At 41.5% G+C, this 14,183-nt stretch carries 11 protein-coding genes; 2 read left to right on the forward strand and 9 right to left on the reverse strand.

Annotated features, from left to right (window positions below; translation table 11 throughout):
* Window positions 1-72: 72 nt before the first annotated feature.
* Window positions 73-951, reverse strand: coding sequence for a diacylglycerol/lipid kinase family protein (locus tag AAEO56_RS04285; RefSeq protein ID WP_341695790.1), 879 nt, complete (start codon window positions 949-951; stop codon window positions 73-75).
* 66 nt (window positions 952-1,017) lie between these two features.
* Here AAEO56_RS04285 and AAEO56_RS04290 point away from each other — a divergent pair, with 66 nt between their 5' ends.
* Both AAEO56_RS04290 and AAEO56_RS04295 read left to right on the forward strand, forming a co-directional pair.
* Window positions 1,018-1,986: an App1 family protein gene (locus AAEO56_RS04290; protein WP_341695791.1), complete on the forward strand. Its 969-nt coding sequence runs from the start codon at window positions 1,018-1,020 to the stop codon at window positions 1,984-1,986.
* 77 nt (window positions 1,987-2,063) lie between these two features.
* A complete protein-coding gene (locus AAEO56_RS04295) occupies window positions 2,064-2,375 on the forward strand; it encodes a hypothetical protein (RefSeq protein ID WP_341695792.1) in 312 nt (103 codons plus the stop codon).
* A 74-nt stretch (window positions 2,376-2,449) separates the two neighbouring features.
* Here AAEO56_RS04295 and AAEO56_RS04300 read toward each other — a convergent pair whose 3' ends face one another.
* From AAEO56_RS04300 to topA, 8 genes are all read right to left on the reverse strand, one after another.
* Complete coding sequence (locus AAEO56_RS04300) at window positions 2,450-4,357, reverse strand: ABC-F family ATP-binding cassette domain-containing protein (RefSeq protein ID WP_341695793.1); 1,908 nt, start codon at window positions 4,355-4,357, stop codon at window positions 2,450-2,452.
* Window positions 4,358-4,439: 82 nt separating this feature from the next.
* Complete coding sequence (locus AAEO56_RS04305) at window positions 4,440-5,492, reverse strand: NAD(P)/FAD-dependent oxidoreductase (protein ID WP_341695794.1); 1,053 nt, start codon at window positions 5,490-5,492, stop codon at window positions 4,440-4,442.
* A 65-nt stretch (window positions 5,493-5,557) separates the two neighbouring features.
* Complete coding sequence (porN, locus tag AAEO56_RS04310) at window positions 5,558-6,475, reverse strand: type IX secretion system ring subunit PorN/GldN (RefSeq protein WP_341695795.1); 918 nt, start codon at window positions 6,473-6,475, stop codon at window positions 5,558-5,560.
* Window positions 6,476-6,500: 25 nt separating this feature from the next.
* Complete coding sequence (gene porM, locus AAEO56_RS04315; protein WP_341695796.1) at window positions 6,501-8,039, reverse strand: type IX secretion system motor protein PorM/GldM; 1,539 nt, start codon at window positions 8,037-8,039, stop codon at window positions 6,501-6,503.
* A 48-nt stretch (window positions 8,040-8,087) separates the two neighbouring features.
* Window positions 8,088-8,720: a type IX secretion system motor protein PorL/GldL gene (gene porL, locus AAEO56_RS04320; RefSeq protein WP_407934948.1), complete on the reverse strand. Its 633-nt coding sequence runs from the start codon at window positions 8,718-8,720 to the stop codon at window positions 8,088-8,090.
* Window positions 8,721-8,778: 58 nt separating this feature from the next.
* Window positions 8,779-10,167, reverse strand: a complete 1,389-nt coding sequence (gene porK, locus AAEO56_RS04325) for a T9SS ring complex lipoprotein PorK/GldK (RefSeq protein ID WP_341695797.1) — start codon at window positions 10,165-10,167, stop codon at window positions 8,779-8,781.
* 149 nt (window positions 10,168-10,316) lie between these two features.
* Entirely contained in the window at window positions 10,317-11,468 is a 1,152-nt protein-coding gene (locus AAEO56_RS04330; RefSeq protein WP_341695798.1) for a formimidoylglutamase, read from the reverse strand.
* 9 nt (window positions 11,469-11,477) lie between these two features.
* The gene (topA, locus tag AAEO56_RS04335; RefSeq protein WP_341695799.1) at window positions 11,478-13,997 is read right to left on the reverse strand and encodes a type I DNA topoisomerase; all 2,520 of its coding nucleotides are present in this window, start codon (window positions 13,995-13,997) and stop codon (window positions 11,478-11,480) included.
* Window positions 13,998-14,183: the final 186 nt, after the last annotated feature.

Below are 14,183 nucleotides of genomic sequence, written 5' to 3' on the forward strand. Positions count from 1 at the left end.
TAATCTTAATCAGTATGCGAGATGCAGGCACTGCGTCGCTACATTTGAAATCCACAAGAATATTTTCGATCATTACGGCACCGCGACCTTCATCTGCCTGTGTAGTATCTTTACTTCGAGCCTTTCCTCCTCCCCGCAGTATTCGCCGTCAATCTGGAAACAAACCGGGAAACTGGTAGTGATTAGCGCTTCTTCTGTCGAAATGATCTCCACATCCTCTACGCTGTCTAAAGGTATGTTGCCGGATATTATCTTGCCTATCAGGAAAACATCCATGCTCTTTAGTATCACGATCTCAAACTTACCGTCATCCATTATACCAACAGGATTTATGGTTACGCCGGTACCGTAACGTTGTGTGTTGGCAATTACTACCATGCGGGCTTCAGTTTCTATTATTTTCCCGTTAGCTTCTATTTTAACATGGAAGGGCGGATCGAGATCTGTCAGTGTGCTGATGGCCTGCAGGGCGTATCCCAGCTTGCCGCGTATCGAACTGCCTTCGTAATTCCGTATCAGTTCGGCATTCACTCCTATATCGCTAAGGTGAAGGCTTTTTTTACCGTTGATGCATACCATGTCCATCTCCATGACATTACCATGGAAAGCGATTCTTAGATTTTCCTCTATATCATTGGAAAGATTCAGGTCGACCGACAGCCCGTTAGCAGAACCTGCGGGCAGTACTCCAATTATAACATCATTATTCTCCATTGCTTCAGCAACCATTTTCACTGTGCCGTCTCCACCGGCAACAAGTATACGCCCGGGTTTATGTTCTTTATAAAGCGACATTATTTCCTTTTCGTCATCATTCCCTGTTGTCTCAAATTCGATTAATTCTACTCCCTCCTTTTCTGCATATTCACGCGCGGCAGCTACTAATTCCGTCTTATCATTCCCGCCGGCAATAGGATTAACAATCAATAAACATTTCTTTAGGGTATCCATCCTGTTTTTTTTATTAAATTTAGAGAAATAGAAACGGGAAACTCTTATCAAATTTATAAATTTTTCATGAAGCCAGTTTTAAAACTTTACCGCGGTTATGCCAATGAGGGAGAACTGATCGTTTTCGGGCATGTCTTCAGGCCAAATACCGCAAGCGATTATGAGTTTGAGAAGAAACGTTTCAAAAACGCAAAATCCATCATCAGGATGTTCCGCGTAAAAACGATTCCGAATGCAGACATCTACCTTGAACACGATGGAATAAAGATCCATACCAAAGCGCTTAGCGATGGTTATTTTAAGTTCTGCATCCCGCTAAACGAGCAGTTGGGCTACGGCTGGACGGACTATTATGTGAGTACCTTTCATGAAGGCGAGGAAATCTGCGAAAAAGGGACTTACATACGGCCTTATGAAGGTGACCTTGGTTTTATATCGGATATTGACGATACCTTTTTGGTATCCCATACGCGGAATGCGTTTAAAAAACTGTACATACTATTGTGGAAGAATATCAATAAACGAAAAATATTCGATGATGTTGTTGCACATTACAAGGCGTTAAGCACTGCAGGCAGGAACGCGAAAGAGGAAACAAACGCTTTTTTTTATGTGTCCAGCAGTGAATGGAACCTGTACAGCTTTATTGTGAAATTTACAGAAAAACATGAGTTGCCTAGAGCCGTCCTATTACTTAAAGATATTAAAACAAGCCTTCTCGATTTCTTTGTTACCGGCCGTGGCAACCATAATCATAAGTTCGATAAGATAAAGCACATACTTGAATTTTACCCGCACCTGCAATACACATTACTGGGCGACGACTCACAGCACGACCCTTTTCTTTATGAAAGCATCTGTAAGATATTCCCGGTTACGGTAAAGGCGGTTTATATCCGGCAGACAGGCAGGCATAAGAAGGAAAAGGCAGTTGCAGCTGTAAAGAACATGGAAGCTATGGGAGTTGCCGTTTGTTATTTCAAGAATAGCAGCGATGCCATTGCCCATTCTAAACGAATTGGGCTAATCGTATAACTTTAAGATAGTATTACATATAATATCTTACAAATTAGTTAATTTTAACGAACCTTAGTAACCTTAAAGTACAAAATATGAAAAAAGTAATTTTAATGACGGGACTTGCCATAATGTTATTGGCATCCTGTAAAAAGAAGGAAGAGCCGCTACCACCAACACCGCCGCCTGTTGAAAATCCTGCTCCGCCGCCAGCGCCAAAGCCACAGGCAACAGTTCCTGCGCCTCCTCCTCCGCCTACAACAACTAAAGCAGAAGAAGATACCGACGGGACTTCTGTAAGCATTGGTAAAGATGGTGTAAGCGTGAAGAGCAAGGATGGAGAAAAACAAAATAATGTGATCATCACTAACAAGAAAAAGGAAGTAGAGATCAGGACAAAGAATTAAATGAAAAGGGCTGATAAATTCAGCCCTTTATTATTGTCCCACGGTAATGGCCAGGATAATAAATATCTTTATAACTACGCTTTTTCCAGGTCTTCCTGTACGATTTCCCATTCTGCCATAAGAGAATCAAGGTCCTTCTTTTTCTTCTCGTAGGCCGAAAAGAAAGATGCATCACCCGTTAGTTTTTCAGGATGCTCCGCAAGCGAACGATCATCTTTTTGTATCTGCTTTTCCAGTTCCTGTATTTGGCTTTCTATTTTGCTCAAGCGATTTTGCAGGGTTTTATTCTTCTTTTGATCCTCATAAGACACCTGTTGTTTTGCAGCTTTGGGCTGTTCCTTTACCACATCCCTCTTTTCTACCTCGCGCATATTCTGCATATTGCGCTGTTCAAGATAAAAGTTGATATCACCAAGGTATTCCCTTATCTTCTGGTCCTTAAATTCATATACTATGTTAGACATTCCCTGAAGAAAATCCCTGTCGTGGGATACCAGCAGCAAAGTCCCTTCAAATTTTTGCAGGGCAGCCTTCAGGACATTCTTCGATTTAATATCAAGGTGGTTGGTAGGCTCATCCATCACAAGTACGTTAATCGGCTGGAGAAGGAGCTTGCATAGCGCCAAACGGTTCCTTTCGCCTCCTGAGAGTACTTTTACTTTTTTCTCAACATCGTCCCCCCTGAACAGGAAAGCGCCCAGCATATCGCGCACCTTTGAGCGGTTGGTGTCGGTTGCCGCATTCTCCATGGTCTCAAGCAGGGTAATCTCGCCATCAAGGTATTCCGCCTGATTCTGTGCGAAATAGCCTAATTGTACATTATGCCCCAATTTTATTACACCGGCATAGTCAATGTCCTTTGTAATTGCTTTTATCAGCGTTGACTTCCCCTGCCCGTTCTGGCCTACAAAAGCGATCTTGCTTCCACGCTCGACAAGCAGGTCAATATCTTTCAATATAGTTTTCTCCCCGTATTTCTTAGTTACATGCTCCGCCTCTACCACAACGCGTCCCGGGGTCATAGAAACAGGGAAAGAGATATTCATTACCGAATTATCATCTTCATCTACTTCGATGCGCTCAACCTTATCCAGCTTTTTTATAAGCGATTGCGCCATAGAGGCTTTAGATGCCTTAGCCCTGAATTTCTCAATAAGCTTTTCAGTCTGTTCGATCTTTTTTTCCTGATTCTTCTGGGTGGCGAGCTGCTTTTCCCTTATTTCATGACGAAGGTCAAGATATTGGGTATAAGGCTTGTTGAAATCATATATTTTCCCAAGGGATATTTCAATAGTACGGTTCGTTACATTATCCAGAAACATCTTGTCGTGCGACACAATGATCACCACACCGGGATAGGTCCTTAGAAAAGATTCCAACCAGATTATACTCTCAATATCAAGGTGGTTGGTAGGCTCATCCAGCAACAATACATCATTATATTGAAGCAACAGTTTCGCTAGTTCAATACGCATGCGCCATCCTCCGGAGAAAGTATCAGTAGCCTTGTCAAAGTCTTCCCTTTTGAAACCAAGCCCTAAAAGTATCTTTTCAGTGTCACCGACATAGTTATAACCACCCAATATTTCATAATGGTGCGTATGGTCGCTAAGGTCTTCAATTAATTTCGAATATCCTTCACTTTCATAATCTGTACGGGTAGCCAGTTGGTGGTTAATCCTGTCGATTTTACCTTCAACGTCTTTTATTTCCACAAATGCCTGATAGGCTTCTTCGAGTACGGTGCGCCCTTTTACAAAGTCGATATCCTGCCTCAGGAAACCGATCTTCACCTCTTTTTCCGTTGCAATTACTCCTGAATCGGGCGCAATATCGCCGGATAATATTTTTAGCATGGTCGATTTTCCTGCACCATTTTTACCAACAAGGCCTACCCTGTCGCCGGATCCAAGCCTAAAGGTAACTTCCTCAAACAAATACGTGCCCCCGAAGGAAACCGATAAATTATGTATGTTCAGCATTAAATGTAATTCTTATTGCAGCACTTACGCAGCTGCCAATTTTTTTGCAAAGGTACTACTTTCAAAGGAAGCAGATTTACTATTACGCAATCTTTCTGTTTTTAAAACGCGCCAAGCTTATTTCCATTGGTACAGGGATTCCTGTTTCGATAGAATCATAGAGTTCTTTAGCCATAGCCGGCCCGAGCATAACGCCTCTTGTACCAAGCCCGTTAAGCAAATGCACATTTTTAAATTCAGGATGGGTTCCAATAAGTGCCTTCCTGTCTTTTGTAGTTGGCCGCACACCTGCCAAATGGGAAATGACCTCATAGTCGCAGGTAACAAGCTCATTTAGTTTTTCAACAAGTTCTTTCTTACCTCCTTCAGTAGGTGTGTCGGTTTTGTCGTACCATTCATAGGTGGCACCAACTTTATAAATGTCACCACCAACAGGAAGTATAAACACACCGGCATTTACAATAGCATCGACTTTAAGCATAGGCGCTCTGATGACCAACAGTTCGCCCTTAGTGCCATCCAGTGGCAGATGCTTGAAATAAGGATTGGAATGCAGGCCGAAGCCTTCAGCAAAAACAATGTGGCGGGCTTCAATACCTTTATAAATAACGCAGTCAGCGGAGACTTCAAGCGTATTATAATCAAAGGTTTCGTTTAAAAAAGCCTTTGACTGCATTAAAGAGTTATGATAGCCGTCAATCAGGACAGTGGTATCAACATATCCTGTATGTAGCACCCTGCCAAGCCCAAATGGCGCAGGGAGGTACTCATATCCTGATGGTTCCAATGTTGTCGACAAGAAAGGTTCAAGCATAGGTTTATCAGCTGCGGTGTACCAATCATTCTGCTCTTCAATTGAAGCAAACTTTCTGTAAACGGGGATACTATGATCAAATTTTAAACCCAGGCGATCTTCAATCCTTTTATAAAAAGGCTTCATATACTCCAGATGCTTAGGTGCATCCTGCGGAAGACTAAACCGTTTTAATATAACCGGATTGTAAATACCAGCTGCAACTAAGCTAGAATTTTGTGAAGCATTGCTGATTACTGTAAATGACCTGCTGTTTGAATAAGCCGTTTCAGCAAAACTGATCCCTGCAAGGCCACCACCAATGATAATAAAATCTTTCATAAGGTAAAAATAAAAAAACTCTTACCGAAAGGGTAAGAGTTTTCTATTATTTTGGAATAATGATATTAGTAATTCCACATATCCTGCTCGAAGTTGCGAATCTTTTCTTTGATACGCTCTGCTTCAAGCAATTGCATTTGTGAATTTTCCTTCATATAATCCTGTATAAGCCTGTCACCGTAAACGTTGTCTTCTTTTGTCATTACAGCGCTGAAACGCCTTGAGTTAAGAAGGTGGTCAAAGGTTATCGGCATTGCAGAGTTTTTCTCATTAAAGGCTTTTGCCTTGTGTAGTACATCTCTCGCAGCAGGGAAGAATACCCAAAACAAAGGGAAATATTCTTGTTCAATACCTTCTTTACCCATAGTCTGGACATCCGGAACTACTGGTGAAATACCAAGCATTCTGTACTTAAGCTCTCCTTGACGTTTATCAAAATACCACAAACCAACAATCTCATATCCGGAAACATCAATTGCTTTAATTTCCGTTTTGACAATGTTTTCAGGAGAAATTGTCTTTTTACCGGATCTATAAGCAGCTGGGTCTGCATTATATTCATCAGTACCAGCAGATGTAGTATCAATCCTGAAAAGACGTTCCTGAATATCCTTCATGGTCTTTTTTGTAGTAAAATAACTATCGTCATACACTTCGGTGATTTTACCTTCCTTTACAGCAGTTATTAATACATCATAAAGGGGTCTCCTGTCAGGACCTAAATTCTCCTCAACTGGAAAATACATGGGAAAATTAACCCTTTGGTCGATATCAATATGTTCCCATACTTTCCTTGACTGTAGTACGTCCCTGTCACCAACGTATCCGTAAGGTAATGGATTGTCATTGTCCAATGAATCCTGTGCGGCAGTCTTTTTACCTATTTCCTGCGGAGTCTTGGCATTCAAAAGGTTTGACTGTGCAAACCCGCTAGCGGATATAAGGCCAAAGAAAACTAATAATGATAAAATCCTCCTGCTCATTGTTATACTTTTTTATTTAATTTAATTACTGTACTTCGTAAGTACACATAGAAATTGTACGTGGTTTTTGATCAATACCTACGAAATTAGCTTTAATATCAGAGATAACTACAACATCACCCCTACCAGCTTTAGCAATAGCTGACTTTGCTTTTGAATCCATTTTGTTACCCTGAACAACAATAGTAGGTTGTCCCGGTACTTTTAAGTTAAACTGAGTAACATTAACTGTTAAAGGGAAATCAAAGTCTTCCATAACCGCAGAAATAGTACAAACTTCAAGATTTGATTTAGGACCTTTTGCAGCTACCTCATTCCTGATTTTACCAGTAGGTGCCGGAAGACCTTTAATACGGAATACTTTTTTATCGCTTACAGTTGAATTATCTGGAAGCTTACCGGTAACATTAACAACTACTTCAGTACCTGAGCCCGGAGTAAGCATATATTGTCCTGCTTTACCTGCAGACCTCATACCAGGAGCAGAAGCTGTAACTTTATCAGAACCGATACCAGCGAATGAAACAGATATCGGGTTATCAACACCACGATATACTACATTCATTTTATCAGCAGAGATTGTAGCTGAGTTTGGTTTTGGGACTACAACATAAGTACCTTCAAATGCCAAAGGAACATTCTTGCCATCTTCAAGGAAGTTAAATTTACCTTTGATGTTTTGCTCACCTACAGCACCGGCAGTCATTTCAATTTTTGCCTGGCCTGTTGCAGGGTCAATTTTACCAGGACCTTCGAAAGATACAGGTTTAGTATCCTCGTCATATCTTCCCAATACTACTTTACCAGTAACTTTTTCTCCCTGGAAGTAAGCGTTTTTGTCTAGCACAACAATCGCCTGATATTTATTCATTGAAGTTGCATCAATAGCCGCTTTACCCAAAGCAAGGTTATAAACGTTAGCTTCCATAACTTTTACGTTATTTTGCATAGCGGTAAGCTTTGTCAAAGAAGCGATAGAAGGGAATCCTTTGTAGTGATAGTCAAGATATCTCTTCTTAACTCCTTCTCCGTCAACGACGTCAGATGTATTGAATTTACTATCAAGCTCTCTCACAATAGCTTTATATTTAGTATCCAATCCTACAGCTGCCTTCATGTCTTTTTTATACTTTTCAATAGCAGCAATGATCTCATTACCTTTTTTAGAATAACCATCGCCTTCAAACCAGCCTTCATCAATCATGGCACTTTTATCCATTGCTTCATAAGGAAGCTTACCATCTTCTTTTCTTTCAACATCTTTAACGATCTCACCTTTGAGAGTTTCGATGTAAGCATAAAATTCAGCAGAGATTCCTTTTACTTTATCAGATAATGCTTTTGCCGGGGCAAACGATGCACTTTCTGAAGCTTTAAGCTTAATAACATCATAAAGCTGAGCGTTAGTTTTAGTATTTTCAACATTCGAAGATTCAAACTGTTCGTTCATCAAACCGAAAGCAGATAATACTTCTTTTGACATGTTTAGTGCCAACATTGCGATGAAAACCAGATACATCAGGTTAATCATCTTTTGTCTAGGGGTTAATTTTCCTCCTGCCATTTCTAATTAGTGTCTTGTTTTTTTTGTTATATAATACTAATTAGCTAATTAAGCTCTGTTTCCCATTGCAGAAAGCATACCACCGTAAACATTGTTCAAAGAAGCAATATTTTGTGTCATAGCCTGCATTTGGTCTTTTAGTTTAGCAGCGTTATCAGCGATTTCTTTGTTAGCGTCAGCGTTACGTGAAGCGCTCTCTAACTGAACTTTATAAAGACTGTTTAGTGACTCCATCTGAGCAGCAGCCATAGACATTTCCTCACTGTATTTTTTCTGAGAAGCGATTGAATCAACTGTTGGAGAAATTCCTTTTGCAGCAGACTCAAAGTTTTTGATGCTGTTACCAAGGCTTTCCATCAACGCGCCGTCAATTTTAGCTTCTTTCAATAAGTTGTCAAGTTTTTGTGAAAGCAGACCCTGAGCCTCTTTTGGATCTTCTTTTTTCACTTCTTTTTTCTTAGCCTCGCCACCTGCAAGTTCAGGATAAACCAGTGACCAGTCAAGTTCTTTATCAACAGGGTCAAAAGCAGACAATCCGAAGATAAGAGCTTCTACACCAAGTCCTACGATTAGCATTATACTTGCTCCGGCCCAGTGTTGTATTTTAAAAAGTGCTCCAACGATTACAACCGCTGCTCCCATACCATAGGCAAAATTCATAACTCTTTTAGGTAGTGCCATAATAAAAATAATTTTAGTTTTTAGTTAAGTTAAATAAATATTCAAAAAATAAAGTTGGTTACTGTTGATTACCGGTATTTTGTGTACCCATATAATCCTGTACTGTCCTGAAGCCAATATAACTCCTTGCAGAATCGGCATACTCCCAATCCCTTGTACTTACCTGAAGGAAGTACCCTACATCTTTCCAGGAACCTCCGCGAATTACCTTACGATTATTGTTAAGATCCGGAACGTTAGGGTTCATTGTAGAAACGTACTCGTAAGAAGAAGCATCATAAGATGAATCTGTCCACTCAGAAACGTTACCTGCCATATTATAAAGATTGAAATCGTTTGGCTCAAATGATTGTGCCTCGACTGTATAAAGAGCACCGTCCGCAGCATAGTCACCCCTGTTTGGCTTAAAGTTCGCAAGGAAACACCCTGTATCATTTTTAGCATAAGGACCACCCCAAGGAAATGTTGCAGACTCGAGGCCTCCCCTGGCTGCATATTCCCATTCAGCCTCTGTAGGCAAACGGAATTTATTTACAAACTGATTACCCTTATCTTTTTGGTATGTATTTTTATTAAGAGTCCTCCATGCACAAAATGCTTTTGCTTTCTGCCATGTAACACCTACAACAGGATATTCGCCATAAGCCTCGTGCCAGAAATAGTCATTGTGCATCGGCTCATTGTAGGAATAAGCAAAATCTTTGATCCATGCAGTAGTATCGGGATAAACCTCTACTTTTTCATGCCTCATATATTTACTCCTTTTGTTCCTCGTGCTTTTAGTAGACTTATCTTTAGCAGCTGCATCAATATCCATCCACGTGTAAGAGAATATAAGCTTTGAAACATCCACAGTCCTTAATCCGTTGTATGATTCTGATTCAGGAAGATACATAGAGTCCATAACCTCAACATAATCAGCATCCGGGTATTTTTGCGGGTCCTTGATAAGCTTTGGCTTATGGTTCAGCCTTCTTCCGGCATACATATCGTCCGGATTGTTAGGATCTCCAAGGCTCCAGTAGTTATCATACATATATTGATCGTAAGGCGATTTCTCTTCACCCTCCTGGTCTTTGAATGCATATTCACCTATACCACCACTTCCCGGTGTAGCACCCTGCTCATCCGCCTGGATAGCAAGCCTGGTCCTGATAGTCGAATCTTTCACCCACTCCACAAACTGGCGGTACTCACTGTTTGTGATTTCCGTCTCGTCCATATAAAAAGAACGTACAGTTACCGTTTTAGTAGGAGCATCCTGCACATTAGCCAAGTCATCATCTGACTTACCCATTATGTAAGCGCCGCCCGGAACTAAAGTCATACCATAAGGCTTTTCAGGCCTCCACTTTTTTCCTCTAACACCTACCAGTTCCCCCCGGTCACTGGAACCACAGCTGATTAAAAATGATAAAGTTGCTGTTAATGCAATGAACTTCTTCATAGATTTGGGTTGTTTTTGTAATTCTATTTTTAAGGGCGTAAACCTATTTATTTATTTTCAAAAAAACAATTTTTTTAATAAAAAAACCATGTCCAAACGCAAACATTTAAATTCTTGTTTACAAATCGGCCTTTTTTATAACAAAACTGTTAAATTATGTTTTTTCTTTGAGCTTTCCACAATCTTTCAGGAAACTCGTTGTTGCATGCACTAATATAATCCTGATAGCTACATGGTAATAACGTATTCCTTTTCAATTTATTATCAACTCCCGATACAAAAGGGACATCGATCCACCATCTTTCTGTTTTGTCACTCTTATAAAAGATGATCTCCTCGTCTTCCGTAGGCACTATATACTTCAGGTATTGCTCCTTGCTGCCAAACGGATATTCGTTAGAGCGGTAGTGCATGCCTTCAATAAAATACCATACCACCTGCGCTATAAGCGCTGCTTCCTGCCGGGTGTCCTCATGGTTGAATATTCCAAAGGAACTAACCTTATCACTTATCCCTGCGTAGCGCGCTAAAGTACAAATTTCTTTGCCATCAAAACCATTTGGTATAAATTTAACAATATTTCCTGAATCGCCAGACTTAACTGCAGTCATATCAATACATACCATATCTGCATCCCTGAACACCGGTTCGGCAATAGAAGGATCGTTACAAACCTCTCCCAGGCGGTAGGCATCAAAGTATAATTTCTCAATCAGGTCGATCTCCTCCTGTGAATTATAATACGTTTGGTAACCTATATTACTGTAATTAAAAAGGTTATTCGGTTCATCGACTATAATACTAGTAAGGTATGACCTTGCAGATATCGGTTCATTCTCCTTCCCGAAATCAAACCTGCTGTCTATTGCCACAAGGTTTACCATTTGCTCCAGGCGGTCATAAGCGCGGTAAAGCCCGTAGGCCAAATCCTGCGAACCGCCTATAATTATCGGGATAACTTTACTCTTTATAAGCACTTCTGCAATACTTTTTACAGCATAATACGTATCCTGTGTAGTCTCCCCGGAAGGTATATTTCCCATGTCGACAATACCTTTATCCCAATTACCGGGAAAAAGGCTGTAAAATTCTTTACGTATATAATTAAGGTGTACGTGATCTTTTTTATCATTCATGCCCCTGTTGTCCAATACACCCACAAGCGCAATGGAAACATTTTCCAGCTCGGGAAAAACTTCTTCTGTATGAAGTACGGCTTTTTTGCCTAATGCCTGCGGCGGAAGCTCGTTTATAAAACCGAGCAGGTCTGCATCTAAAGGTTCTAAAAATTCAAAAGGCATAATTGCTGTTTATTTCTTTTTTACTGCTGCTGCTTTTTTCGCCGGAGCTTTCTTAGCCGTCGTTTTTTTGGCCGCCGTTTTCTTTGCCGGAGTCTTCTCCTCTATCATAGCTTTTACCTGGTCAAGAGTAAGCTTTGAAGCATCCACATCCTTATTAAGCTCAATCTTGGTTTTGCCTTTAAGGATGACAGAACGCCCCCAACGGGCCTTCTCTACCTTTATACCGTCAGCTTCCCAGTGATGAATAACTTTATCGAAATCCTTTTGCAGCTTGTCTTCAATAAGCGCTTCAAGGTCGGATTGCGAAAGGTTATCGAAATTGTATTTTTTACTTACGTTAATGAACATACCGTTCCATTTTATAAATGGACCGAAACGCCCAACGCCTTTTTGTATCGGCTCACTCTGATACATTCCTATAGGCGCATCGGCCTGCTCTTTTTCATTGATAAGCGCCTGTGCCCTTTCAAAAGTAACATCGAGCGGGTCTTCTCCTTTCGGGAGCGAAATGAACATTTTCCCAAAACGAACATACGGGCCAAATCTGCCGTTATTCACTTCTACCTCTTCCCCTTTGTAAGTACCAAGGTTTTTCGGCAGCAGGAACAGCCCCAAAGCCTGGTCAAGCGTAATGCTTCCTATGTTCTGCTCCGGCAAAAGGCTTGCAAATTGTTTGTTTTCATCTTCGGCATCACCAATTTGTGCCATTGCCCCGAATTTACCAAGGCGCACACTTACCGGTTTTCCTGTTTTCGGGTCGGTGCCCAATATCCTTTCGCCCGATTCGCGCTCTGCTGTCTTTTCAACATTGATAACTGTCGGATGGAAATGCCCGTAAAAATCGTTCATCATCATCGTCCAGTCAGCGTTACCGGAAGCAATCTCATCAAAATCCTGCTCTACCTTAGCGGTAAAGTTATAATCGAGTATCGTTCCGAAATGGTTCACAAGGAAGTCATTTACAATAATACCGATATCAGTAGGCACAAGCTTTCCTTTGTCTGAACCAACATTTTCAGAAAGTTCCTGCTGCGTAACAGAAGCGCCTTTCAGCATAAGCTGGCTGTATTTCCTCTCATGCCCCTCAAAATTCCCTTTCTCAACATAATTCCTGTTGATGATTGTAGAGATCGTTGGCGCATAGGTAGACGGTCGGCCAATGCCAAGCTCTTCGAGTTTCTTAACCAGCGCGGCCTCGGTGTAGCGGGCAGGCGGCCTAGAGAAACGCTCGGTTGCCGTGATATAGTTATTCGATAATTTTTCGTTTACTCTTAGCGCAGGCAGCATTCCTTCCTGTTCAGCATCTTCATCGTCATTGCCTTCAAGGTATACTTTCAGGAAGCCTTCAAATAAGAGCACCTCTCCCGAAGCAGTAAACAGCTCCTTATGATTGTTCGCCTCGATCTTTACATTGGTACGTTCCAGTTGGGCATCGCTCATTTGCGAAGCTACAGTACGTTTCCATATCAGGTCATACAGCCTTGCCTGGTCACGGTCAATGTTCACGGTGTGGCGCGTCATATCGGTTGGACGGATGGCCTCGTGGGCTTCCTGGGCACCTTTGCTTTTGGTAGCATAAGTGCGCGGCCTGCTGAATTCCTTGCCATAAGACCTGGTGATCTCTGCTTCCGCAGCACCCATCGCTTCCTGCGAAAGGTTTACACTGTCGGTCCTCATGTAGGTTATAAGTCCCGCCTCATACAGGCGTTGTGCCATCATCATGGTAACGCCAACAGGGAAGTATAATTTCCTGGCGGCTTCCTGCTGCAATGTTGATGTGGTGAATGGCGCTGCAGGCGACTTTTTAGCCGGCTTTGTTTCAAGGTCAGAAACCTTGTAAGCAGACCCGATATTTTTATTTAAAAAATCCTGCGCCTCCTGTTTGGTTGCAAAATTTTTCGGAAGCTTTGCCTTGAAAACTTTACCTGCCTCATTTACAAATTCAGCCGTAATACTGTAAGAGCCTTCTGCGTTGAAATTCTGAATTTCGCGCTCGCGCTCCACAATAAGGCGTACAGATACCGATTGCACCCTTCCTGCCGAAAGCCCGCTTTTTACTTTTTTCCAAAGCACCGGCGAAAGTTCATAGCCCACAAGCCTGTCGAGCACGCGGCGTGCCTGCTGTGCGTTAACAAGGTCGTAGTTGATTCCACGTGGGTTTTCTATCGCTTTTTGTATCGCTGTCTTAGTGATCTCGTGGAAAACGATGCGTTTTGTTTTTGATTTGTCCAGCTTCAGTTCTTCCGCCAGGTGCCATGCAATAGCCTCCCCTTCGCGGTCCTCATCGGAAGCCAGCCAAACCATTTCGGCCGATTTAGAAAGATCTTTGAGTTTTTTAACCAATGCCTTTTTATCGGCAGACACTTCATATTTGGGCTTGAAGCCGTTGAGCACATCTACCCCTATTTCTTTGCTTGGAAGGTCGGCGATATGCCCATAGCTGGACTCTACCTGGTAGTCTGCCCCTAAAAACTTTTCTATGGTTTTTGCCTTAGCCGGCGACTCGACGATCACTAAATTCTTTGCCATTATACTTTTCTTTGGTCGCAAAAGTATGTGATTTTTTTAAATATTATAATGTACCCCGTCTTAATTACTCATATTTTACGAAACGGCAGTCGGGAGCGCAATAGCTATATATATACTATATATAGGAGTAAAAGAAAAATTATGGCAGGATAATACGTTACTTTTGGCTATTATATTTTTTTTAAC

The sequence above is a fragment of the Flavobacterium arundinis genome (assembly GCF_038289855.1).
Classification (GTDB): Bacteria; Bacteroidota; Bacteroidia; order Flavobacteriales; family Flavobacteriaceae; genus Flavobacterium; species Flavobacterium arundinis.